This window comes from Halorientalis brevis (genome assembly GCF_042678165.1).
GTDB lineage: Archaea > Halobacteriota > Halobacteria > Halobacteriales > Haloarculaceae > Halorientalis > Halorientalis brevis.
On sequence record NZ_JBHUDJ010000001.1, the window covers coordinates 376,244 to 398,873 of the forward strand.

Below are 22,630 nucleotides of genomic sequence, written 5' to 3' on the forward strand. Positions count from 1 at the left end.
TTCACGAGAGCTACGCTCTCGTGCGCCAACCAGAACGCTTCGCGTTCTGGTGACGACGAAGCGAGCGGTTCACCAGAAGACTCGCTTTGCTCGTCTTCTGAGCCATTCGCTCGTTCCCTGCGGTCACTCACGAAGACACCGGACGCGCCGTCGGCGCGTCCGGCTTTTTTGGTCCAGATTTTTTGCGGGAGTGGTGCGCTTCGCGCACCCGACCGCAAAAAAGGTGGTTAGAAAATATTCGCCTGCTGATACACGGAGATGCCGTCGCCGGTGATCTCGTAGGGTTTGGTCTCGCGGGAGTGGTTGGCGTTCCGGATCTTCTGGATGGAGACTGCAGTACGGGTCTCGCGGGTCTCCTCGCGGACGTACCGGAGGTGGATCACGGCGTCGGTGAGGTACTCGATGATGCCGTGGCGGGACGAGTACTCGTGGTCCTCGCTGGCCTCGGAGGTGAGCATCGTCGTGACGCCGGATTTCTTCAGCGACCGGGTGAAATCGAACACCTGAGTGCGCCGTTTCGCCTGGTCGTTGTACATCATCTCCAGCAGGGAGACCGAGTCCAGGACCAGTCGATCGGCGCCGAAATCCTCGATGAGGGTGGGAAGTTCCGCCCTGATGTTGTCGAGGCTGTTCGCCATCTCGACGGGATCCAAGTCGACGATCGCGAGTTTGTCCTCTTTCTCGTACTGCTCGAAGTTCCAGTCGCGCTCGGCCGCGGTGGCCATGATGGCGTCGCGGCTCTGTTCGAGCGTGATGAACACGGCCTTCTCGGGGTCGTCTTTCTGGAGGCCGTGGTGGAGAAACTGCAGGCCGAACGTGGTCTTGCCGGTCCCGGCCGATCCGATGGTGACGATGAGGTGGCGTTCGGGAATGCCGCCCTGGATCATGTCGTCTAGGCCTTCGATCCCGAGTTTGATCCGCGGGAGGTCGGAATCTAAGTCCTCGTCGTCGAAGTCGCCGCCACCGCTGTCACCGCCGCCACCGCCGAACGCAGAGGCGAAATCGTCGTCGAACAGGTCGCCGTTGCCGTCACCGCTCTTGCCACCGCCGAACGGACTGTCGCCGCCGTCGCTCCCACCGAAGGGGCTGTCACTGCCAGCGTCACCGTCTCCCCCACCGAAGGGGCTGTCCGTGTCCCCGTCCGCAGTATCACCGAACGAGCTGTCGCTGTCAGTGTCCGCTGCACCGAACGGGCTGTCGTCTGCATCGTCGGCGGAGGGACTGTCGCCGTTCGCGTCGTCGCTGCCGAACGGGCTCTCCCCGTCGCCAGTACCAAACGGGCTGTCGCTGTCAGTGTCCGCTGCGCCGAACGGGCTGTCGTCTGCATCGTCGGCTGGGTCCCCAGCGTCAGTGTCACCGTTCTCGGGAGACTGCGGGTCGTCGGCCGAGGCCTCGGGCTCGTCGTCGTCGCCGAGCGCGCTCTCGAACCAGTCGTCGTCGGCGGATTCGTCCTCGCTCATCGAACAACACTCGCTCCCGGCCGGGGGGCCATGGATAGCAGTTGGGATGCGGATAAATTAAGGTTGCCTGTATTTGACGTCGTCACAGTGCCGAACTGACTGGCAGGAATCGCGGGACGGACGCCGCTCGTGGGCGGATTCGAGTGGGTTTATACTTTCGGGGGGGCAAAGCCCGACGAGATGAAAGTCGGGATCGTCGCCCAGCGGGACAATCCCCGCGCTGCGACGCTGGCGGGCGATATCGTCGAGCGACTGCGGGCCGACGACAGCGCAGTCGTGGTCGACAGAGAGACGGCCGCGCATCTGGCTGCCGAAACCGACCACTCGGTGCCGGGCGTGGCGATCGAGGAGATGGCGACCTGCGACCTCGTCGTCTCCATCGGGGGCGACGGCACCTTCCTCTTTGCCGCCCGCGGGGCCGGCACGACGCCGGTGATGGGCATCAACCTCGGCGAAGTCGGCTTCCTGAACGCCGTCTCACCTGCCGACGCCGTCAGCGCCGTCAGCGACGAAGTCGACACGCTCCGCGAGGAGGGGCCGGCCGCCACACGGGCGATGAGTCGGCTGGCGGCCGGCGGCGAGGACTGGACGCTCTCCCCGGCGATCAACGAGATCGCTATCCTCGGACCCCAGCGCGGCCACGGCCAGGGGCTCGACCTCGAGGTGACCGTCGACGGGGCGATGTACACGAGCGGGCACGCGGACGGGGTCCTCGTGGCGACGCCGACCGGGAGCACGGCCTACAACCTGAGCGAAGACGGCCCGCTCGTTCATCCGGGCGTGGACGGGTTCGTCATCACGGAGATGGCGGGCGAAGAGCCCATGCCGCCGCTGGTGGTCGACGAGGAACGCACCATCGAGGTGACGGTGTCCGAGGCGGACCACGCGGTGGTGGTGAGCGACGGACGGGAGGATGAGACTGTCACGCCGCCGGCGACCATCGAACTGCGGCGTGCAGGTGAACCGGTCCACGTCGCGGGACCGCCGTTGGATTTCTTTGCTGGACTCGGGAAACTGGACTGACTACTTGCGAGCGGTCACGTACACCATCGGACCGATCACCAGCAGTGCGATGCCGAAGAACTTCCAGTGAGGCTTTGCTAGCATGCTCTGTGGGGTGAGCAGGTAGATGACCCCGAACGTCATGAACTGGAGTGCGATGACTTTGCGCGATTTCAGCGGCAGCGCTGCCAGGAACCCAAGGACGAGAATCAGGAAGATCGCCTGCCCGATGTTGTACTGGAGCAGGAAATTGTCGATCACCTGGAGCGGTAACGCGTACATTCCTATTGCGAGAGTCCTCCTGTAGCAGCCTAAAAACTTCCGTTACGCGTTCGAGAGCGAAAACGACCCCACGGCGCGGTCACGACGGGCCCGTCATGTCCAGCGGGCGCAGCCAGACGTACCAGATGAGCACCATCGCGCCGAGATAGCCGCTGACCCACACGACGATGCCCAGCAGCTCGTAGCCCGCCTGTGCGAGGGCGTAGTCCGCCAGCCCTGGCAGGATTATTCCGCCAGCCAGTACCAGCGCGAACTTCAGCCGTTCGGACAGCGCCATCACCGCCCACCTCCGGACGTGTCGATCATACAGAGTGGAACGGGCTGGACCGGGGAGAAAGGTGCGGTTTCAGTTCGGCAACCGACCGCCAGCGGCCGGCCGACCACCCCTCGGCGATGTGATTCGTCGCGCGCAAAGTATAACCCGTCGCCACAAAAACAGGGATGCATGGCGAACGATTCGGAGGCTACCCTCCTGGTCGTCGACGACGAGAAGGAGGTCGCAGACGTCTATGCGCTCAAGCTAGAGCGCGAGTACACCGTTCGCGTCGCGTACGGTGGCGAGGAAGCCCTCGAAAAGGTCGACGACGAGGTCGACGTGGTCTTGCTCGACCGTCGGATGCCGGATAAATCGGGCGACGACGTGCTCGAGGAGATCCGGGAGCGCGAGTTGGACTGTCGGGTCATCATGATCACGGCAGTCGACCCGGACTTCGACATCATCGAGATGCCGTTCGACGACTACCTCTGCAAACCCGTCGAGAGCGACGACCTGCTCGGTGCCGTCGAACAGCAACTCAGCGCGAGCGAGTACGACGACCGTCTCAGCGAGTACTACGAGGTGACCTCAAAGCTGGCGCTCCTGGAAGCCGAGAAGACCCCACAGGAACTTCAGACGAACGACGACGTCGTCGCCCTCCGCGAGCGCGCCGAGGAGCTGAAATCGGAGATGGACGACGCGCTGACGGACTTCGACGACTTCGAGATGGCGTTCCGGGAGATCGGTCGCCATCCCGGACGCTGACGACGTGCGGGCGCTTGCACTGGGAGAGACCACCGGTGAGCATCGACCCGTGACACAAGTTATAACTCAGCGAGCCTCCGAACTCGGAGTATCGTGGGTCGTTCTCGTCCACACGTCGTAATCGTCGACGACGAGCGTGACATCGCCGACATCTACGCGAAGAACCTCGAGGGGAGCTACGAGACGTCCGTCGCGTACGGCGGCGAGGAAGCGCTCGACGTGATCGACGACGGCGTCGACGCCGTGTTGCTCGACCGCCGCATGCCCGATATGTCGGGTGACGAGGTGCTCGCCGAACTTCGCGAGCAGGGCATGGACTGCGCAGTCATCATGGTGACCGCCGTCGATCCCGACCTGAACATTCTCGACATGGGGTTCGACGACTACCTCTCGAAGCCGGTCGACGAGGAGACCCTCGAGTCGACGCTCGAACGGCACGTCGATCCGGTCGCAGACTCCGAGCGCGTCGAGGAGTACTTCTCGCTGCTCTCGAAACTGGAGGTGCTCGAAGCGGAACTGTCCGGCGCCGAACTCCAGGAGAGCGACGAGTTCAAACGAACCGCGCGCAGAGCCCGAGAGATGACCGAACAACTCCGCGAGGAGATCGACGACTTCGAGTCGCTCGTCGAAACCTACCGGAACATCGACCGCTCGCCCGGCGACGACGGACGCTGACGTGCGGAGCAGAGTGAATTTCTAGCTAGTTTATTAGAGTTTACAAACCGGTTAAGCGGAGAGCGGCCAATAGGGTCGGCATACCAGTTGCCGCCCGAACGCTGGTGGGGGACCTCCATGGACGCGTACCAACGAGTGATCGATTGGGTCGACGACCGTATCGTCAACAGCCCCGGGAAAATCATCCTCCTCTTTCTCGGGCTGACAGTCCTGTTCGTCGGCGGGCTCGGGAACATCGAGACCGAGACCGGACAGAACCAGTTCATCGAGGACTTAGAGTCCTTCGAGGCGCTGGAAGACATCCAGCGCGACTTCGGCGCGAGCTTCACCAGCGGGAGCACGTCGAGCACGACGCTGCTGCAGGACAGTCAGAACGTCCTCTCGAAACCGACCATGGTGCGGCTATTACGGGCCCAGGAGCGGGTCGAGAACCAACACGGGATGCGGGTCGAGTCCACGTCGAGTCCGGCCGGCGTCGTCGCGCGGACGCTCGACCCGAACGCGACCACCCTGCAGGAAGAGATCGACGCCATCGAGGGCGCGACGCCGGCGGAGATCGACGCCGCCGTCCGGACCGCCGCCGAGCGGAACCCCGGCTTTACGAACCAGTTGAGCGACGACTTCAATCGCAGGGCAGCGTCGGCCGCGGCCGCGCAGGCGACGATCACGCACGGGACGAGCGACATCCCGGACCGGGCCGACCGGGTTCGACGCGTCGTCTCGACCGCCGGGCAGGACATTCGCGTGCTCGGGAGCCAGCCGGACACCATCTCGGACTCGCTGGTGTTGGTCTTGCCGGCGGCGTTCGTCCTCATCGTCGTCTTCCTCGTCGTCGCTTACCGCGACCTGGTGGACCTGCTGCTCGGCATCGCGACCATCGTCATCGCACTGCTGTGGACGTTCGGCTTCCTCGGCCTGGCCGGCATCGCCTTCAACCCGCTGCTCGTCGCCGTGCCGCCGCTGCTGATCGCCGTGGGAATCGACTTCGGCATTCACGCCGTCAATCGCTACCGCGAGGAGCGCGCCCAGGACCAGGACATCGAGCGGTCGATGCGCATCACGACCGACCAGCTGCTCGTCGCCTTCTTCATCGTCACCGGGACCACCGTCATCGGGTTCCTCTCGAACCTGGTGAGCGCGTTCCCGCCGACCCAGGACTTCGGGCTGGTCGCGGCCATCGGCATCGTGTTCACGTTCCTGTTGTTCGGCGTGTTCCTGCCGGCCCAGAAGGTGTACGTCGACCGGCTCCGCCGAAAGTACCCACTCCCGACCATCAGCGAGCGACCGCTCGGGGCGGCGGACTCCGCACTCGGCCGAGCACTCGGCGGCGGCGTCACCATCGCGAAGCGCGCGCCCCTGGCGTTCATGCTCGTCGTCCTGGTCGTCACCGGCGGCGTCGGCTACTACGCGACGGGGATCGGGACCGGCTTCTCGCCGGAGGACTTCATGCCCGCCGAGGAGACGCCAGAGCCGCTCCAGTCGCTCCCCGAGCCGTTCCGCCCGCCCGCGTCGTACCAGTACGTCGAGAACTACAACTTCCGCGAGGAGAAGTTCGACCAGGACGGCCAGGTGTTGCTGTACGTCGAGGGGCCGATGACACGCGACACTGCCCTGGAGTCCATCTATCGGGCGGGTGCAGACCCACCGCCGACGTTCCGACGCGACGATCGGCGAGCGAAGTCCCAGAGCATCGTCACGGTCATCGAGTCACGGGCAGCGGCCGATCCCGAGTTCGCGCGGCTGGTCGCGCGCAACGACCGCAACGACAACGGCGTGCCGGACGACAATCTCGACGAGATCTACGACGCGTTGCTCGACTCACCCGCGCGCGAGCAGGCGCTGTCGTTCATCGGTGAAGACCGCCGGAGCGCCCGCGTCGTCTACACCGTCGACGACAGCGCCGACGACGTGGCGACGACCGTCGACGCGCGGGCGGTCGCGGCCGATCACCGCTTCGACGCGTCGGCCACCGGTTTCGCGGTCATCTTCCAGGACGCGACGGCCGTGCTGTTCGAGGGCGTCGTCCAGAGTTTAGCGCTCTCGCTGCTGGGAGCGTCGGTGTTCCTGATCTTCATCTACTGGGTGCTCGAAGGACGGCCGTCGCTCGGGATCGCCAACGTCGTCCCCATCGCGGTGAGCGTCGCGTTCGTCGTCGCGTCGATGCGAGTGCTGGGCGTGAAGTTCAACGCCTTCAACGGGACGATCCTGGCGATCACGATCGGCCTGGGGATCGACTACTCCGTCCACGTCGTCCACCGCTTCGCCGACGAGTTCGAGGAGCGACCGCTCATGCCCGCGCTCACGCGAACCATCGTCGGAACCGGCGGCGCACTGACTGGGAGCATGCTGACGACGGTGTTCGGCGTCGGCGTGCTCTGGCTCTCGTTGAACCCCGCGATCGGCGTGTTCGGCATCCTCACGGCATTGAGCGTCGTCTACGCCTACCTCGCCTCGCTGTTCGTGCTGCCCTCGACGCTGGTGCTGTGGGACCGGGTGGCCAACAGCTCACGATCCGCCGACCCGATGGCAGGCGGCGAGTCCAGTACGTCCACGCCACACGAATCGCTCACGGAAGACTGAGGCCGAAAAGCACCGCGGGATGCCGCCTGAGGAACGGCATCGCGGTTAAGCTGGCACGTGGTGCTTGCGGGACGGCCGTTGAGGAGACGTGGGCTCGTCTCCCGCCGGTGAGAGACCGGAAGCGATGTACCACCCACCCACCGGCACCAGATACTTCACACAAAACGGAAATGAAAATTGCCCCGGTGATACGTGGGGATTTAAGTTTGTCAGAAAGCGACAGGCCTGGCGGTCGCCGGCTCAGTCCTCGTCTTCTTCGTCGGTGTGGGCGATCAGAACCGATCGGTCCGTATCAAGCAGGACGCTCTGGGTGACGCTCCCGAACAGGACCTTGCCCGCCGGGGAGCGCTTGCGACCGCCCAGACAGACGAGGTCGGCGTCCAGTTCCTCGGCGACGTCGAGAATTTCGGTGGCAGGCTGCCCGCTGCTTTCGTCCATCGTGTACTCGATGCCTGCCTCCTCCAGAACGTCACGCGCGCGCCGAGCGGACTGGAGCTGGGAAACCGACGCCCCGGAGGGGTTGTCGGTGAACGAGTGGAAGATCGTCACGTGGATCTCGTCCGCATCGCCCGGAAGGTCCGTGATCGCCGTTGCCTGTGCAGTTGCGCGCTCGTCGCTCTCGTCGACCGGGAGGAGTACCTCGTACATACCCGGTGGTCGAGGGCACGTCTCATAAATTCCCACGTCAGTTACCAACTGTGGAGAACGACTGGCCGGCAGCGTCGCCTAGTCGACTAACCCGACGTCGTGAACGTGGCGCGTGAGGGCTCTTTCCGTCTCGAACGTCACACCGCAGGCGTCACATCGGTAGTCGTCGTCTCGGTCCATAGGCGAAACTACCACACGACGCAGGAAGAACCTGGCGGCGACTGTGTGCGGTCGACGCACGCGAGTCTGTCGCGGGGGGTACCGCAGGAAACCGACGACGGACAGGTAACGGAGAGTAATCAGGTTCGAGAAGGTGACTATATACCGCCGGCTGTCGAACGGCACGCCATGAGCGAGGACGGACAGGAAGGCGACCCAGTGGAGATCTGGTGTGCGGGCGAGGAGTGGTGTGCGGTGACGGCGACGGCGTCGCTGATCGGCAAGAAGTGGCATCCGGTCATCGTCGACCGATTGCTCACGAACGGCCCACTGGGATTCAACGCGCTCAAAGAGGCCGTCGACGGGATTTCGAGCAAGGTGCTCTCGGACAGCCTCGAAGACTTAGAAGAGCGCGGCATCGTCACCCGGGAGGTAATCAGTGAGAAACCGTTCCGCGTCGAATACGACCTGACGGAACGGGGTCGAGATCTCGGGCCGGTCATCGACGCGATGCGGACGTGGGGGAAGGCCCACCTCGTCCCGGCAGACGAAAGAGAGTCGTAACTACTCTTCTTCGACGACGGCCGACGGCAGTTCGGGGTCGTCGGACTGGAGCACGTCAGTGACGCCGCTGGCAGCGAGCACGTCGATGCGGTCTTCGACGGTGCACACCGAGCCGTCGTCAGAGCAGGGGGCGACGAACGCCAGGTCACCGTCGCGGTACTCGGCGAGAGTCAGACTGGGGAGGACCAGCGCGGCGTACTCCTCGTCCATGATCTCGGATTCGACGCGTCGCGTCTCGAAGAACGAATCGACGGACCGACCGGTCTCGGCGGCCCACGAGCGGAACTGCTCGACGCGGTCGAGGACGAACTGCCCGGCGTCGGTGTTGGCGGCAGCAGTCGAGAGACTGATCTGATGGCCCCAGACGTGGACGTTGAAAGCCTCGATCCGGTCCGCCGACTCGAGGTCGTCGAGTCGCTCGATGGCGACGTTCTGTTGGGCGTGGCCGGCCCGCGGCGCGAGCGAGCGGACGTGCAGATCGACGGTCACCGCCTCCTGTGAGGTGTCTGCGTTCATGTTGACCCCGGCTGTTGAGATAGACTTGATGATGAACGATAAAGATTTTGTGCGCTCGTAGGAATCGCCGGACTGCTCGGTGATACTCCCCGATTTCAGTCGTGAAATTGACAACCACGAACCGGTTTCAGTTACCCGTCGAGTTTCTCGGTAGCGGTTCTGAACAACCCGTCGAGGATTTCGGGCGTGGTCGGATGGAACGCGCGGTCGGGGACCGCGCGGACGTCCATCCCGGTCTCGACGACGACCTGCATCGTTTTGGCCATCACGTCCGCGTGGTAGTGCAGCCCCTGGTAGCCCAGTACCGTTCCGTCGGTGGCGTCGACGACGAGCGACGCCCGGCCGGCAGCGGCGTCTTTGGTCTTGAAGACGCCGTCGCTGCTCGCTTCTCGGGAGACGGCGACGAAATCGAGGCCGGCGGCCTCGGCGGCCGCCGCCGAGTAGCCCACGCGGGCGTACGGGTACACGCCGAGCGCCGAGAACACGACGTGGTGATGGACGTTCTCGTAGGGGACGAGCGGTTCGCCAGCGGCGTGGCGACGGACGTTCGCCGCCGCGGTGAACCCCTGCTCTTTGGCGACGTGGAGGATCGGTTCCTTCCCGTTGACGTCGCCCGCGACGAAGACGCGCTCGTCGTCGCGGGCCTGCATCGTGTCCAGTACCCACCCGGGATCGGGATTCAGTCGCGTGTGTTCGAGCCCGAGCCCGTCGAGATTCGGCCGACGGCCGGTAAACAGGAACAACTGGTCGGCGTCGACGGTGGCGCGTTCGTCGTCGCGATCCGTGTGCAGCCGGACGCCGCCGTCGTCGGTCGGCTCGACGCGCTCTTCGTAGGTCTCGGTGAGGATCTCGATACCGAGTTCGTCGCGGTAGATGTCGAGGAGCGCCTCGCCGAACGCTGGGTCGGCCTCGTCGAGCGGGCGCGCGTCGTGTTCGACGACGGTGAGGTCCATCCCGCCGGCCTCGGCGAGGTACGGGACGAGTTCCATCCCCACGTACCCGAAGCCCATGACGACGCCCGAGTCGGGTAACGCGGTCGCGTCGAGGACGTCGGCGCTGGTCATGAACTCGACGTCGTCGATCCCGGGGAGGCCGGGGACGTTGACCACCGAACCGGTCGCGACGACGACGTAGTCGGGGACGTACTCGCGATCGCCGACGCGGACGGTCCGGTCGTCGACGAAGCGCGCGGTGTCGTGGACGAACTCGACGTGGTCGCGCTCGGTCAGCATCTCGACCGCAGCGCGTCGGTGTTCGGCGAAGTTGTGGATGTGCTCGTCTTTCGTCCCGACGACCGCGTCGAGGTCGACGTCGGGCGCGTCGGTCACCCGGTGGTCCGCGCGGGCCTGGAACCGATGGGCGCCCGCCGAGAGCACCTCCTTGGACGGCATGCAGCCGTCGAGGATGCAGAGGCCGCCACCCGGGTCGCCGTCGTCGACGAGCGTGAGCCGGTCGATTTCCGGGGCGTCGACGAGGTCAGTAGCCACGGCGACGCCCGCGCTCCCGTACGCGCCGATGATGAGGACGTCCATATCCACCACACCATGACCGGCCCATTCAGTGTTGTCCCGCTCTGGTTTCCGGGCCACACAGTCGCCACGTATTGATCGACCAGCCACAGACTGATTGGCCACGCAGTGGAAGACGAGCGTAATGACCGAACCACTGCACGTGGAGGCGGGCGAGCTACACGCAGACGAGTTCATCGAGGCGCTCACCGACGGCCGCCGCGTCGTCGTCCGGACGGAACTCCTCGGAACCGAGCAGGAGGTCACGCTTCGGTGGGACGGCGAGGTGTTCTACTGCGACACGCCCACCCGACTCCACAAACACGAGAGTGAAGCGGAAATGCGCCAGTGCATCGAGAACCAGGGGTACGGCCGGACGGGAGAGTGACCCCAAACGACCGATGGGGACGGACCGAGGGCCATCCACGATACGTGGTAACACTTAACAATGTCGTGGCGTGTAGGTATCATCGTCGGACGAAAACAGCCCATCCCATGTCAGTAGAACCAATGGACGATACGAATCCCCAGACCGCCGGAGTCGCTGAGCAAGACGATCGATTCGCAGAACTGGAAACCGGTGACGGCGTCATCATCTACGACCGACAGAATCACCGCGCCTGGGTCCAGGCGGACGACGCGGTCATCGTCACAGACCGGCGGTAGCCCACCCACCAATCACGGAGCCACTTCGACCGCAGCCCGTTTTCCCGGCCGAGCGGCGAGACGTGTCACGCGACGCGATCCGCCTCGTCTTTTATGAGCGTCGACCACCAGCGTAGTCGTATGCCCGACCTCGTGACCTTCGGGGAGACGATGCTCCGGCTCTCGCCACCGGGAGACACGCCGATCGAGACGGCCGACTCGTTCGACGTCCACGCCGCCGGAGCCGAGAGCAACGTCGCCGCCGCGGCCGCCCGACTCGGCGCCGACGCCGCCTGGCTGTCGAAACTCCCGGACTCACCGCCCGGCCGGCGGGTGACAGGTGCACTCCGACGCCACGGCGTCGAGCCAGCAGTGGTCTGGACCGACGACGGCCGGCAGGGGACCTACTACCTCGAATCCGGGGACCAGCCCCGTGGCGCGACCGTCGTCTACGACCGCGACCACGCGGCCGTCCGGACGGCCACGCCCGACGAACTCGCGACCGACCGCGTCGAATCGGCCAGCGTCTTCCACACGACCGGCATCACGCCGGCGCTCTCGGACACGCTCGCGCGAACGACGGGCGATCTCCTGACGCTCGCACGGGAAGCCGGCACGACGACGACGTTCGACCTGAACTACCGGTCGAAGCTCTGGGAGCCGGCCGAGGCGCGGGAGACGCTGACCGATCTCTTTCCCCACGTCGACGTGCTCGTCGTCGCCGAGCGGGACGCCGAGACGGTGCTCGGACTGTCGGGGCCGGCCGACGAGCAGGCCCGGCACCTCGCCGGCGAGTACGACTTCCAGACGACCATCGTCACGACGGGCAGCGAGGGCGTAGTCGCGCTCCACGACGGCGAACTCCTCGAACAGCCGGCGTTCACGGCCGGGGACTCCCACCCCGTCGGCACGGGGGACGCCTTCGTCGGGGGATACCTCGCGAAGCGACTGCAGGACGGAACTGTCGCCGACGCGCTGACGTACGGCGCGGCGACGGCAGCGCTGAAGCGCACCATCCCCGGCGACGTCGCGGTCGTCACGCCGGCAGCAGTCGACCGCGTGGTCGCCGGCGACGACACCGACATCTCCCGATAGCCGCGTTCCAGGGAGAGACAACGACGCCGCGAAACCGCACCGGCGACGCCGAACCGATCACTTCTCCGGACACTTGCTGCAGAGTCGCACGGCCGGGTGTCCGATACGCCACTGCGGCGGGCCCAGACCGGTCGATCCACGCCCACATTTCCCGCGACAATAGTGTGATAAAACTTGCCACACCAAATTGATAGATATTAATTCGATATTGAGTAAACTCTTTACAGGAGTACCCCGTACGGGTACGTATGGCCACGTCACGACAGTATCCGGACGACATCTTCGTGGAGGGGAAGTTCCAGACCGACGAGGTGCTCGAGGTCACGGACCTCGCAGCGGGCGGGACGTTCGCGCAGGTCGGTGCGGCGGGACCCGACGAGGCGCGGGACGCGATCGACGCCGCGCACCGCGCACAGCGGGAGATGCGCGAGACGACGCTCGTCCAGCGCGCCGAGTGGCTCGAAACCATCGCCGACGAGATCGAATCCCGGAAGGCGGAACTCGCGGACATCATCGTCCGCGAGGCCGGCAAGCCGATTTCGAGCGCGCGCGGCGAAGTCGACTCGGCAGTCGAGCGGTTCCGCCGCGCCGTCGAGGAGGTCCACGACCTCCAGGGCGAGTTCCTCGAAGGGACGACCGCGGGCCACGAAGGCTGGAAGGCCATCGTCAAGCCCCAGCCGGTCGGGACCGTGCTCGCGCTGACGCCGTACAACTACCCTCTCGCGACGACCGCGCTCCAGGTCGCGCCCGCGCTCGCCGGCGGGAACAGCGTCGTCCTCAAGCCCGCGACGAAGACGCCCGTCAGTGCAGCCGTCCTCGCGGACTGCATCGAGGCGGCCGACCTTCCCGACGGTGCGTTCAACTACGTCGCCGGCCGGGCCAGCGACATCGGTGACGTGCTGGCCGGCGACGACCGCATCGACGCTATCGCCATGACCGGCTCCTCGGCGGCGGGCAAACACGTCGCCCGCGAGAGCGGCATGGTGAACCTCCACATGGAACTGGGCGGCAACGCGCCGGCCGTCATCTTCCCCGACGCCGACCTCACCGACGCCGTCGGCCAGTGTGCCAAGGGCTCGTTCAAGTACGCCGGCCAGCGCTGTTCCGCCGTGAGCCGCGTCCTCGCCCACGAGGACGTCCACGACGAGATGGTGGACCTCCTCGACGCGGAGATGGACAACTGGGAGGCCGGCGACCTCTTCGACGAGGAGACCACGTTCGGCCCGCTCATCAGCGAGGAGCAGGCCGACTACGTCGAGGAGCTCATCGCGGACGCCGTCGAGAAGGGCGCCGACCTCGTGCGCGGTGGCGAGCGCGAGGGGCAGTTCGTCGAGCCGACGCTGCTGGCGAACGTCCCCCACGACGCCCGCCTCATCCACGAGGAGCAGTTCGGGCCGATCGCCGTCGTGACGAAGTTCGAAGACGAGGCCGAGGCCCTGGAACTCGCCAACGCTGGTGACATGGGACTCGACGCGGCAGTGTTCACGGCGGACTACGACCGTGCGATGGACGTGGCCGAGCGCATCGAGGCCGGCGCGGTCCGCATCAACGGCGCGCCGTCCCACGGTCTCGGCGACATCCCCTTCGGTGGCGTCAAGGACTCGGGAATCGGTCGGGAAGGCCTCGGCTACAGCATCGAGGCGTTCGTCACCACCAAGAGCATCGTCCTGTAGTCCGAGTCCCCGGCGTTCTCCCGGATTCGGACAGACGTATCCCCCTGTAGTTTCAATCACCAGCAAACGCGCCTGGGCCGTTCGCCAGCGGCCCAGTCCCGGAGGAATCCTGTATGCGAAACGCAAAAATCGTCTGTACGATCGGTCCGGCATCGGAGTCGCGCGAACAGCTACGGGCACTGATCGAGGCCGGCATGGACGTCGTCCGGATGAACGCCAGCCACGGCACGCCCGAGGAACGCGCCGATCTCATCGACCGCGTCCGCGAGGTCAGCGGCGAACTGTCGGCGCCGATCCCGGTCGTCCACGACATCGCCGGCCCCGAGGTCCGGACCGCACCGATCGACGAGCCGATCCACGTCGACGCCGGTTCGACCGTCCGGTTCGTCGCCAGCAACGACGCCACGTCCGACGAGATCGGCCTGTCGATGTCCATTTCGGCCGTCGAACCTGGCGACCGCGTGCTCTTAGACGACGGTCGCATCGAGACCACCGTCGAATCCGTCGCGGACGACGTCGTCGTCGCCCACGTCGAGGACGGCGGCGAACTCGGGGGGAGAAAAGGCGTCAACGTCCCCGGCGTCGACCTCGACCTCCCGACGATCACCGACCAGGACCGCCGGGAACTCGAAGTCGCCGTCGAGAAGGACGTGGACTTCGTCGCCGCGAGTTTCGTCCGCGACGGCGAGGACGTCTACGAGATCGGCAAACACATCGACGACCTCGGCGGCGACGTCCCCATCATCGCCAAGATCGAACGGTCGGGCGCCGTCGAGAACCTGGACTCGATCATCGACGAGGCCTACGGCATCATGGTCGCCCGGGGCGATCTGGGCGTGGAGTGCCCGATGGAGGAAGTCCCGCTCATCCAGAAGCGCATCATCAAGCAGTGCCACGCCGAGGGCGTACCGGTCATCACCGCCACGGAGATGCTCGACTCGATGGTTCACGCGCGCCGCCCCACCCGTGCGGAGGCCTCCGACGTGGCCAACGCCGTGCTGGACGGCACCGACGCGGTCATGCTCTCCGGGGAGACGGCCATCGGCGACCACCCGGCCCGCGTCGTCGAGACGATGGACCGCATCATCCGCGACGTGGAGGGGAGCGAGGAGTACGCCGAGTCACGGGAACAGCGCGTCCCGGCCGCGGGCGAGACCAGCACCGACGCCCTGGCGCGGTCGGCCCGCTACCTCGCGCGGGACGTCGACGCCAGCGCGATCGTCGCCGCCTCGGAGTCCGGGTACACCGCATTGAAAGCCGCGAAGTACCGCCCGGACATGCCCGTGATCGCCGCCACGCCCAGCGAGCGCGTTCGACGGCAACTGGCACTCTCGTGGGGGATTCAGCCCAGATACGTGCCCTACACGAACGGCGGCGCCGACGCGGTCATCCAGACGGCAGTCCAGTCGGCGCTCGACGCCGGCGTGGCCGAGGCCGGCGAGACCGTCGTCGTCCTCTCGGGGATGATGACCGAACTCGAAGGGCTCGACACCGCGAACATGCTCAAAGTCCACGTCGCCGCCGAGACGCTGGCGTCCGGCCGCTCGGTCGTCGAGGGGCTCGTCTCCGGGCCGCTCGTCCGCGTCGGCGACGGCGACCTCTCGGCGGTGCCCGAGGGCGCGATCCTGGCCGTGCCCGACGAGTTCGACGGGGAGTTCGACGGGGACGTCTCGAAACTCGGGGGCATCATCGACGGCCATCAGGGCGTCACCGGCTACGCCGCCATCGTCGCCCGCGAGATCGACGTGCCGATGATCTCGGACGCCGACCTGCCCGACGTCGGCGACGGGACCGTCGTCACTCTCGACGCGGAACGCGGCGTCGTCTACGAGGACACGGTCGGCGACCGAGCGGACGCGACGGAGTAGCAGCCACCATTTTCCGCGTGCACTCACGTCCAGCGAACGGGCTTAAGTGTGCCAGCGCCCTCAGTGCCCTGCATGTACGCGGGAGTCGACCTCGGCGCGACGAACGTCCGAGCCGTGGTCGCGGACGACGACGGGACGATTCTCGGGGAGGACCGACGCGGGACCCCCCAGGGACCGGGCGGCATCGCCGTGACCGAGGCCGTCCTCGACTCGCTCCGAACGGCCTGCGAGACTGCCGGGGCCGACCCGACCGAGATCCGCGCGGTCGGCATCGGTTCCATCGGCCCGCTCGACCTGGCGGCCGGGGAAGTCCAGGACCCCGCGAACCTCCCCGAAACCATCGACCGCATCCCGCTGACCGGCCCCGTCGAGAACCTCGTCGAGAGCGACCAGGTCTACCTCCACAACGACACCACGGCCGCGGTCATCGGCGAGCGGTTCCACAGCGACCGCAACCCCGACGACATGGTGTATCTCACCATCTCGACGGGCATCGGCGCTGGCGTCTGCGTCGACGGCCACGTCCTCACCGGCTGGGACGGCAACGCCGGCGAAGTCGGCCACCTGACGGTCGACCCCGCGGGACGGCTCGTCTGTGGCTGCGGCCACGCCGGCCACTGGGAAGCGTACTGTTCCGGGTCGAACATCCCGCACTACGCCGAGTTCCTCGCCGAGACCGAAGGCGTCGAGACCGAGATGGCCGTCGCCGACCCGAACTTCACCGCTGCGGACGTGTTCGCCGCCGCGGGCGGGGACCCGCTGGCCGATCTGGTGCTGGAGCGAGTGACAGAGTGGAACGTCATCGGCGTCGCGAACGTCGTCCACGCGTACGCGCCGCTGGCGATCTACGTCGGCGGCGCGGTCGCCCTGAACAACCCCGAGCAAGTCCTCGATCCGGTTCGCGACCGGCTGGACGACGCGGTCGTGTCGAACGTGCCAGACCTGCAGCTGACGAATCTGGGCGACGACGTCGGGGTGAAGGGAGCGCTCGCGAGCGCGCGGACTGGGGGAACTGGTGACCGGTCCCGAATCCGTCGGTGAGGGACCGCAGCAGAGCCGCCGCAGGTGGTACAGGCGACCGGTCCCGAATCCGCAGGTGAGCGCTTCTCCAGTGGGTTTTCGCGGCATTCCTCGCACTACCATTTCGCGACCGGCTGCGCGCACGTGGCCACACCCCAGAGTAACCGATTTACGTTACAGTTTCGCGACTGTCAGCGATGCCGAATTCGAGACATATCACGTCCAAAACGACATCGCGCGGCCGAGAGACGTGACGACGCACCCAACCCAGACGTTACTATAACCGTTTGCATCCAGAGTTAGATTTATTTCGACAAAGGCCGAGACTGTAGTACAGAGTTCGACAATTCATGGAGAAGATCAGACCAGTGAATCCGGCGACTGGGGAACAGATCGACGCGTACGAGCAGGCAGACGAGGACGACGTCGAAGCGGCGCTCGCCCGGGCGTCGGACGCGTTCGAGTCCTGGCGACAGCGACCGATGCGCGAGCGCGAGCAGTTACTGCTGAACGCTGCGGACGTGCTCAGGGATCGCAAGGCGGAGTACGCCGAGTTGATGACCCGAGAGATGGGGAAACCGATCTCGCAGGCGACGGCGGAGATCGAGAAGTGCATCTGGGGCTGTGAGCACTACGCCCAGCACGCGAGCGCGTACCTCGCCGACGACCACTACCCGAGTCCGGCCGGCTCGACCGTCAAGACGGCGTACGATCCGCTCGGGGTCGTCCTGGCGGTGATGCCCTGGAACTTCCCGTTCTGGCAGGTGTTCCGGTTCGCCGCGCCGTATCTGACGGCGGGGAACGTCGGGGTGCTGAAACACGCCTCGAACGTCCCGGGGTGTGCGCTCGCCATCGCGGACGTGTTCCGGGAGGCCGGCTATCCCGAGGGCGTCTTCCAGTCCGTCCTGGCGCCGTCGAGCCTCGTCGACGACATCATCGCCGACGAGCGCGTCGAGGCAGCGACGTTGACGGGGAGCGGCCCGGCCGGGAGAGCCGTCGCGTCGACCGCCGGCGAGCACCTCAAGAAGACCGTGCTCGAACTCGGCGGCAGCGATCCGTTCGTCGTCCTCGAAGACGCCGACGTCGAGCACGCAGCGGAGCGCGGAGCGTGGGCGCGCAACCAGAACGGTGGCCAGTCGTGCATCGCCGCCAAGCGGTTCGTCGTCCACGACGCCGTCTACGACGAGTTCGTCGACCAACTGGTCGAGGAAGTCGAGGCGCTGACCGTCGGCGACCCGATGGACGAGTCGACCGACGTCGGGCCACAGGCGCGCCAGCGGTTCCTCGAAGAGCTCCACGAGCAGGTCACCGCCAGCGTCGAGGCCGGGGCGACGGTCCTCACGGGCGGTGAACCACTCGACCGCGATGGAGCGTACTACCCGCCGACGGTCCTCGCGGACGTGCCCGCGAACTGCCCGGCCGACTCCGAAGAGCTGTTCGGTCCCGTCGCGACCGTCTACCGCGTCGACGACGAGGCCGAGGCTCTCGAGGTCGCCAACGACACTCGGTTCGGTCTGGGCGCGAGCGTCTGGACCGCCGACCGCGAGCGCGGCGAGCGACTCGCCGGCCAGATCGACGCCGGCTGCGTCTACGTCAACCAGCTCGTGAAGTCGGACCCACGAGTGCCGTTCGGCGGCGTCGGCGATTCGGGGTACGGTCGGGAACTCTCCGCGATCGGCATCCAGGAGTTCGTCAACCGGAAAACCGTCTGGATCGAGTGATCGCCAGCGGCGGCGTCAGTCCGCCCTGGTGTCGTAGAGGCGTTTGAACACGGTGGTGGGGAACCGGGGTTCGACGCGGCTGGGCGGGCGGCCGTGCCCCTCGCTCGCGGCCTCCTGCCGAACGCGTTCGACGATGCCGGTCTCGGCGAGTTCGTAGAGGAACCGCTTGACGGTGCCCGAAGTGAGATCGACCGAGGCCGTCTCGACGATGGCGTCAGTCGTGCGCTCGACGGATTCACGGGCGTCGTCGTCCAGGTCGACGAGCGTGCGAAGAACGAGCTGGCGGTTCTGCGGAAGTGCCACGACGCGGCCCAGCGAGCTACAGGGCCGCGGGACGTCCATCATGCCCGCAGTGATGTCCTCGCTGTGGATTCGCGACCGACCGTGGCTCGCGGCGCGGTCGGCGGCCCCGAACAGGGCCGCCAGGGCGTCGTGGGCGTTTCCCTCGGCCCAGTCGGCGATCTCGCGGGTCTGCTCGTGCTGGAGCGCTCGCTCGGAGAGGCCCTCGGACGCGCGGCCGGTGAGGATGTCGACCAGGTCGTGGCGGCGGTACGCCGGCACCTCGATGCGTTCCGGCGGGAGGTCCGCCGACAGTTCGTCCGGGTCGGGCCGGCCGATGGCGACCCAGGTGAGCGACGAATCGAGCGGCGCGAGTCGCTCGGCGATCGTCGCCAGTTCACAGGTCTCGGGCTCGCCGACGTGGTCGATGGCGACGATCACGTTCTCGCCCGGCGGTCGGAGCGAGTCTGCGAGCCGAGCGCGGAGGGTGTCGGTGCCGATGCCTTTCTCCGGGATGGACTCCGCGGAGACGGCGTCGAGGATGGTGCGGTACTGTGCGAAGGCGCTCGCGGCCTCGCGGCTGTCGACGTAGACGAACTGCGGGGCGTTCGTCGGCTGGGAGCGCGTCGTCGTGTGGATGACCGACTGGGACTCCGAGAGCTGTGCCGAGAGGTTCGACCACAGCGCGGTGACGACGGCCGACTTCCCGGCGCCCATCGGTCCCCAGACGTAGGCATTCGGCGGCAGGCCGCCGTCGAACACCGGATCGAGGTAATCCAACAGGCGTTCGAGAACGGGACCACGGCCGGTCGGCTCGGACACGTGGGCGATCGGACTGATCGCCTCGTAGTCGAGCACGAGGGGAGCAGTGTTACCGGTGCGACGGCGTCGGCGGATGCGAGCTTTCAGATCCATCGGCGTTGTGTTCGGTGAACGATCATTCGTCGGGGAAGCGACGACCGGACGTAACGTTCGGTTGGCAGTACAGTAAGGAAAGTGATGTGATTCGGTCAGACCCCGGCCGGGAGCGGGACCCAGACGCTCGTCGGGAACACGCCGGCGATCGTCAGGACCCCGATCAAGAAGGTACAGAAGACGATCGCTGCGGCCGGCGGGTCCCAGTGCGTGTCGCCGTGAGCGTAGAAGACGCGCTGGAACGTTTCGCCGAACAGTGCTCCGATGACGCCGAAGGCAGCGCCGACGAGGACGGCGACCGCAGCGCCCTGCCCGGCGAGTGCGGCGTCCCCGGAGGCCATCACTGCGAGCGTCGCCGTGCTGGCCGGCAGAGTGATGTGATGCGTGACCGGGATCTGCTCGACGCCAAGGTTCAGGAAGGTCAGCGTCGCTGCGCTGATGCCGAACGCCAGGAACGCGCTGCCAGTGACGACGGCCGTGTAGGCACCGAGAATTCCGGCGACGAGGCCGATCATGGCGACGTTGGCCCACTTGTACTGGTGGCCGAGCCACGGCTCGACGGCGAGTCGCTCTTTCACCGTGCCACCGTCGGTGGCCGCGGCGGCCGTGCTACGAGCAGGGCGCATCTCTTCGCGTGCGAACGGCGTCATGTCCAAGATGCTGTCGCCCCGAACCTCGCCGATCAGCGGGTACCCGAAGGCCAGGCGGTGGAACAGCGCCGAGAGCACGACGCCGATGGCGATCGGGTCCCACGGGACGCCGAAGTTGAACGAGACCTGCCGGATCAGCATTCCGAGAATGCCGAACACGCCGCCGACCGCGAGCACGTCGGGCTTGGTGCCGAGCGCGTAGGCGATGTTCTTGGCCTCGTGATAGTCGAAGCCGGAGTCCATGTACCCTTTCCGCGCCGCGTAGGCAGCCGCGGCCGCACCGCCCGCAAAGGAGATGTGCGGACCGAACACCGGCCCGAACGCCACGCTACCCGTGATGCCGGTCCCGATCTGGCCCTGGATCGCGCCGAGTTCGCCCGCGATCGCCTTCGTCGCGAGGTTGGACGCCTCGCCGGCGATCACCATGAACCCGGTGAAACAGAAGGCCGGGAGCGCGCCCAGTGCCGCGCCGAACGCGCCACCGGCGAACGCGGCAATCCAGAGCGCCGGATTGCTGAGCGCTTCGACGAGCGCTTCGACGGCCATCCTCAGTCACCTCCGTCTGTGGCCCAGTTCTTCGAGCGCTCGACCGCCTCGGCCCAGCGCTCGTACTTCTCGTCGTACCCGTCTGGGTTCTCGACCGCGAACTCCCGGTCGACCTGCCAGTTGTCCCGGAGTTCGTCCAGCGTCTCCCAGTAGCCGACGGCGAGGCCGGCCGCGTAGGCCGACCCCAGCGCGGTCGTCTCGTCGACTTCCGGCCGGACGATCTCCGTGCCGATGATGTCCGACTGGAGCTGACAGAGGAAGTTGTTCTTGACCGCCCCGCCGTCGACGCGCAGACTCGTCGTCTCGACGCCGGAGTCGGCCTCCATGGCTTCTGCCACGTCGCGCGTCTGGTACGCGATGGACTCCAGGGTCGCGCGGACGATGTGTTCGCGGCGCGTGCCGCGGGTCATCCCGACGATGGTGCCGCGTGCGCGGCCGTCCCAGTGGGGGGCGCCGAGGCCGGTAAAGGCGGGGACCAGGTAGACGCCGTCCGTGGAGTCGACCGAGCGCGCCATCTCCGCGGTCGCGGCCGCGTTGTCGATGAGATCGACGTCTTCGAGCCACTCGATCGCGGCGCCGGTGATGAAGATCGCGCCCTCCAGCGCGTACTGGACGGGTTCCCCCGAGCGCTGGAAGCCGATCGTCGTCAGCAGGCCGTGATCGGACTCGACGGCCTCGTTGCCCGTGTTCATCAGGTAGAACGAGCCCGTCCCGTAGGTGTTCTTCGCGTCGCCCTCGTCGAAACAGGTCTGGCCGAACATCGCGGCCTGCTGGTCGCCGAGCGCCCCCGCGACCGGAACGGCTTCGCCGAGGAAGCCGTCGGCGTCGGTGTACCCGTAGTAGTCCTCGTCGGACGACGGGCGTACCTCCGGGAGCATCGACGCGGGGACGTCGAACTCCTCCAGGAGTTCGGCGTCCCACGCCAGGTCGTGGATGTTGAACAGCATCGTCCGTGAGGCGTTCGAGACGTCCGTGATGTGGTTGCCGGTGAGGTTGTAGATGAGCCACGCGTCGATCGTCCCCATCATCAGCTCCCCGTTCTCGGCGCGGTCGCGGATGTCCTCGGTTCGAGACCGATCCATCTTGATCGGATCGGCGTTGTCGAGGATCCACTCCGTCTTGGTCGCGGAGAAGTACGCGTCGCACTCCAGTCCCGTCTTTTCCCGGATCCACTCGACCTTGCCGGCTTCCTGGATCTCCTCGACCCGGTCCGTCGTCCGACGGTCCTGCCAGACGAGCGCGTTGTGGACCGGCTTCCCGGTCTGGGCGTCCCAGACGATCGTCGTCTCGCGCTGGTTCGTGATACCCAGCGCTTCCAGCTGACTCGGTTCGAGACCGGCCTCGGTGAGACCGGTCGTCACGACGTCTTTGGTGTTCTCCCAGATCTCCATCGGGTCGTGTTCGACCCACCCGGGTTCCGGATAGATCTGTTCGTGCTTCTGGTAGGCGTTGGCGACGACCTGGCCGCTATGGTCGAAGACCATGAACCGGGTCCCGGTCGTCCCTTGATCGATCGCACCGACGTAGGTGTCTGTTGGCATATGGCGTTCACCACTCTGGTGTCGACGACGGCTTTCTTTACTGCCAAAGCCGTCTTAGCGGTAAAAATTATAGTCTATGATGATAAGTGTTACGCAGTAACGCACCTCTAGAACCGGATATAAGCAAAGAGAGGTGACGAGGAGGTGATGCCAGTGGCCCGAAGTTCCAACAGGTAGTAGTGCTCGAAGGCGGTGGTCCGGACCCGGACAGACCGAGCACCGCAGCTCGGTGAGCCACAGCACGGAAAGCGTGATCTCCTGC

The 22,630-nt window shown here is 66.4% G+C and carries 21 protein-coding genes; 12 read left to right on the forward strand and 9 right to left on the reverse strand.

Annotated elements, in window-relative coordinates:
* Positions 1 to 227: 227 nt before the first annotated feature.
* Positions 228 to 1,460 (reverse strand): KaiC domain-containing protein, encoded by a 1,233-nt coding sequence (locus ACFR9U_RS01995; protein WP_247377209.1) that lies wholly within the window; start codon positions 1,458 to 1,460, stop codon positions 228 to 230.
* Positions 1,461 to 1,640: 180 nt separating this feature from the next.
* Between ACFR9U_RS01995 and ACFR9U_RS02000 the strand changes: the two genes are divergently transcribed.
* The gene (locus tag ACFR9U_RS02000) at positions 1,641 to 2,483 is read left to right on the forward strand and encodes an NAD(+)/NADH kinase (RefSeq protein ID WP_247377207.1); all 843 of its coding nucleotides are present in this window, start codon (positions 1,641 to 1,643) and stop codon (positions 2,481 to 2,483) included.
* Here the strand turns inward: ACFR9U_RS02000 and ACFR9U_RS02005 are convergent, their stop codons facing one another.
* Both ACFR9U_RS02005 and ACFR9U_RS02010 read right to left on the reverse strand, forming a co-directional pair.
* Positions 2,484 to 2,744: a hypothetical protein gene (locus ACFR9U_RS02005; RefSeq protein ID WP_247377206.1), complete on the reverse strand. Its 261-nt coding sequence runs from the start codon at positions 2,742 to 2,744 to the stop codon at positions 2,484 to 2,486. It abuts the gene before it with no gap.
* Between the two features lie 79 nt (positions 2,745 to 2,823).
* The gene (locus ACFR9U_RS02010) at positions 2,824 to 3,021 is read right to left on the reverse strand and encodes a hypothetical protein (protein WP_247377570.1); all 198 of its coding nucleotides are present in this window, start codon (positions 3,019 to 3,021) and stop codon (positions 2,824 to 2,826) included.
* 168 nt (positions 3,022 to 3,189) lie between these two features.
* Between ACFR9U_RS02010 and ACFR9U_RS02015 the strand changes: the two genes are divergently transcribed.
* From ACFR9U_RS02015 to ACFR9U_RS02025, 3 genes are all read left to right on the forward strand, one after another.
* Entirely contained in the window at positions 3,190 to 3,765 is a 576-nt protein-coding gene (locus ACFR9U_RS02015; protein ID WP_247377204.1) for a response regulator, read from the forward strand.
* Between the two features lie 93 nt (positions 3,766 to 3,858).
* Positions 3,859 to 4,440 carry a response regulator gene (locus tag ACFR9U_RS02020; protein ID WP_247377201.1) on the forward strand — a complete coding sequence of 194 codons (582 nt, stop codon included), beginning with the start codon at positions 3,859 to 3,861 and terminating at the stop codon, positions 4,438 to 4,440.
* Positions 4,441 to 4,557: 117 nt separating this feature from the next.
* A complete protein-coding gene (locus ACFR9U_RS02025) occupies positions 4,558 to 7,020 on the forward strand; it encodes an efflux RND transporter permease subunit (RefSeq protein ID WP_247377200.1) in 2,463 nt (820 codons plus the stop codon).
* A gap of 240 nt (positions 7,021 to 7,260) precedes the next feature.
* Here ACFR9U_RS02025 and ACFR9U_RS02030 read toward each other — a convergent pair whose 3' ends face one another.
* The gene (locus tag ACFR9U_RS02030) at positions 7,261 to 7,668 is read right to left on the reverse strand and encodes a universal stress protein (protein ID WP_247377198.1); all 408 of its coding nucleotides are present in this window, start codon (positions 7,666 to 7,668) and stop codon (positions 7,261 to 7,263) included.
* Between the two features lie 348 nt (positions 7,669 to 8,016).
* On the opposite strand from ACFR9U_RS02030, the gene ACFR9U_RS02035 reads away from it, so the two are divergent.
* The gene (locus ACFR9U_RS02035; protein ID WP_247377196.1) at positions 8,017 to 8,391 is read left to right on the forward strand and encodes a winged helix-turn-helix transcriptional regulator; all 375 of its coding nucleotides are present in this window, start codon (positions 8,017 to 8,019) and stop codon (positions 8,389 to 8,391) included.
* Here the strand turns inward: ACFR9U_RS02035 and ACFR9U_RS02040 are convergent, their stop codons facing one another.
* Together ACFR9U_RS02040 and ACFR9U_RS02045 are read right to left on the reverse strand one after the other, a co-directional pair.
* Complete coding sequence (locus tag ACFR9U_RS02040; RefSeq protein WP_247377195.1) at positions 8,392 to 8,907, reverse strand: HTH domain-containing protein; 516 nt, start codon at positions 8,905 to 8,907, stop codon at positions 8,392 to 8,394. It abuts the gene before it with no gap.
* A gap of 131 nt (positions 8,908 to 9,038) precedes the next feature.
* Positions 9,039 to 10,439 (reverse strand): FAD-dependent oxidoreductase, encoded by a 1,401-nt coding sequence (locus ACFR9U_RS02045; RefSeq protein ID WP_247377192.1) that lies wholly within the window; start codon positions 10,437 to 10,439, stop codon positions 9,039 to 9,041.
* Between the two features lie 121 nt (positions 10,440 to 10,560).
* Here ACFR9U_RS02045 and ACFR9U_RS02050 point away from each other — a divergent pair, with 121 nt between their 5' ends.
* The 7 genes from ACFR9U_RS02050 (at position 10,561) to ACFR9U_RS02080 (ending at position 18,437) form a co-directional block, all read left to right on the forward strand.
* Positions 10,561 to 10,803, forward strand: a complete 243-nt coding sequence (locus tag ACFR9U_RS02050) for a hypothetical protein (RefSeq protein ID WP_247377191.1) — start codon at positions 10,561 to 10,563, stop codon at positions 10,801 to 10,803.
* 107 nt (positions 10,804 to 10,910) lie between these two features.
* Positions 10,911 to 11,081, forward strand: a complete 171-nt coding sequence (locus tag ACFR9U_RS02055; protein WP_247377189.1) for a DUF7331 family protein — start codon at positions 10,911 to 10,913, stop codon at positions 11,079 to 11,081.
* Positions 11,082 to 11,201: 120 nt separating this feature from the next.
* Entirely contained in the window at positions 11,202 to 12,155 is a 954-nt protein-coding gene (kdgK1, locus tag ACFR9U_RS02060) for a bifunctional 2-dehydro-3-deoxygluconokinase/2-dehydro-3-deoxygalactonokinase (RefSeq protein WP_247377187.1), read from the forward strand.
* A gap of 248 nt (positions 12,156 to 12,403) precedes the next feature.
* On the forward strand, positions 12,404 to 13,828 hold the full coding sequence (locus ACFR9U_RS02065; RefSeq protein ID WP_247377184.1) for an aldehyde dehydrogenase family protein: 1,425 nt from the start codon (positions 12,404 to 12,406) through the stop codon (positions 13,826 to 13,828).
* A gap of 113 nt (positions 13,829 to 13,941) precedes the next feature.
* Positions 13,942 to 15,696: a pyruvate kinase gene (pyk, locus tag ACFR9U_RS02070; RefSeq protein ID WP_247377182.1), complete on the forward strand. Its 1,755-nt coding sequence runs from the start codon at positions 13,942 to 13,944 to the stop codon at positions 15,694 to 15,696.
* Positions 15,697 to 15,768: 72 nt separating this feature from the next.
* A complete protein-coding gene (locus ACFR9U_RS02075; RefSeq protein ID WP_247377180.1) occupies positions 15,769 to 16,737 on the forward strand; it encodes an ROK family protein in 969 nt (322 codons plus the stop codon).
* Positions 16,738 to 17,075: 338 nt separating this feature from the next.
* Positions 17,076 to 18,437 (forward strand): NAD-dependent succinate-semialdehyde dehydrogenase, encoded by a 1,362-nt coding sequence (locus ACFR9U_RS02080; RefSeq protein ID WP_247377569.1) that lies wholly within the window; start codon positions 17,076 to 17,078, stop codon positions 18,435 to 18,437.
* A 15-nt stretch (positions 18,438 to 18,452) separates the two neighbouring features.
* Here the strand turns inward: ACFR9U_RS02080 and ACFR9U_RS02085 are convergent, their stop codons facing one another.
* The 3 genes from ACFR9U_RS02085 to glpK form a co-directional block, all read right to left on the reverse strand.
* Positions 18,453 to 19,631: a Cdc6/Cdc18 family protein gene (locus ACFR9U_RS02085; protein WP_247377178.1), complete on the reverse strand. Its 1,179-nt coding sequence runs from the start codon at positions 19,629 to 19,631 to the stop codon at positions 18,453 to 18,455.
* A 95-nt stretch (positions 19,632 to 19,726) separates the two neighbouring features.
* Positions 19,727 to 20,827 carry a DUF7973 family transport facilitator gene (locus ACFR9U_RS02090; protein WP_247377176.1) on the reverse strand — a complete coding sequence of 367 codons (1,101 nt, stop codon included), beginning with the start codon at positions 20,825 to 20,827 and terminating at the stop codon, positions 19,727 to 19,729.
* 2 nt (positions 20,828 to 20,829) lie between these two features.
* Positions 20,830 to 22,368, reverse strand: a complete 1,539-nt coding sequence (gene glpK / locus ACFR9U_RS02095; protein ID WP_247377174.1) for a glycerol kinase GlpK — start codon at positions 22,366 to 22,368, stop codon at positions 20,830 to 20,832.
* Positions 22,369 to 22,630: the final 262 nt, after the last annotated feature.

Coding starts and splice junctions, on each gene's coding strand:
- ACFR9U_RS02045 (WP_247377192.1), bottom strand. CDS start 10,439: ATGGACGTCCTCATCATCGGCGCGTACGGGAGCGCGGGCGTCGCCGTG.
- ACFR9U_RS02085 (WP_247377178.1), bottom strand. CDS start 19,631: ATGGATCTGAAAGCTCGCATCCGCCGACGCCGTCGCACCGGTAACACT.
- ACFR9U_RS02025 (WP_247377200.1), top strand. CDS start 4,558: ATGGACGCGTACCAACGAGTGATCGATTGGGTCGACGACCGTATCGTC.
- ACFR9U_RS01995 (WP_247377209.1), bottom strand. CDS start 1,460: ATGAGCGAGGACGAATCCGCCGACGACGACTGGTTCGAGAGCGCGCTC.
- kdgK1 (WP_247377187.1), top strand. CDS start 11,202: ATGCCCGACCTCGTGACCTTCGGGGAGACGATGCTCCGGCTCTCGCCA.
- ACFR9U_RS02030 (WP_247377198.1), bottom strand. CDS start 7,668: ATGTACGAGGTACTCCTCCCGGTCGACGAGAGCGACGAGCGCGCAACT.
- ACFR9U_RS02040 (WP_247377195.1), bottom strand. CDS start 8,907: ATGAACGCAGACACCTCACAGGAGGCGGTGACCGTCGATCTGCACGTC.
- ACFR9U_RS02055 (WP_247377189.1), top strand. CDS start 10,911: ATGTCAGTAGAACCAATGGACGATACGAATCCCCAGACCGCCGGAGTC.
- ACFR9U_RS02005 (WP_247377206.1), bottom strand. CDS start 2,744: ATGTACGCGTTACCGCTCCAGGTGATCGACAATTTCCTGCTCCAGTAC.
- glpK (WP_247377174.1), bottom strand. CDS start 22,368: ATGCCAACAGACACCTACGTCGGTGCGATCGATCAAGGGACGACCGGG.
- ACFR9U_RS02015 (WP_247377204.1), top strand. CDS start 3,190: ATGGCGAACGATTCGGAGGCTACCCTCCTGGTCGTCGACGACGAGAAG.
- ACFR9U_RS02065 (WP_247377184.1), top strand. CDS start 12,404: ATGGCCACGTCACGACAGTATCCGGACGACATCTTCGTGGAGGGGAAG.
- ACFR9U_RS02010 (WP_247377570.1), bottom strand. CDS start 3,021: ATGGCGCTGTCCGAACGGCTGAAGTTCGCGCTGGTACTGGCTGGCGGA.
- ACFR9U_RS02075 (WP_247377180.1), top strand. CDS start 15,769: ATGTACGCGGGAGTCGACCTCGGCGCGACGAACGTCCGAGCCGTGGTC.
- ACFR9U_RS02050 (WP_247377191.1), top strand. CDS start 10,561: ATGACCGAACCACTGCACGTGGAGGCGGGCGAGCTACACGCAGACGAG.
- ACFR9U_RS02090 (WP_247377176.1), bottom strand. CDS start 20,827: ATGGCCGTCGAAGCGCTCGTCGAAGCGCTCAGCAATCCGGCGCTCTGG.
- pyk (WP_247377182.1), top strand. CDS start 13,942: ATGCGAAACGCAAAAATCGTCTGTACGATCGGTCCGGCATCGGAGTCG.
- ACFR9U_RS02000 (WP_247377207.1), top strand. CDS start 1,641: ATGAAAGTCGGGATCGTCGCCCAGCGGGACAATCCCCGCGCTGCGACG.
- ACFR9U_RS02035 (WP_247377196.1), top strand. CDS start 8,017: ATGAGCGAGGACGGACAGGAAGGCGACCCAGTGGAGATCTGGTGTGCG.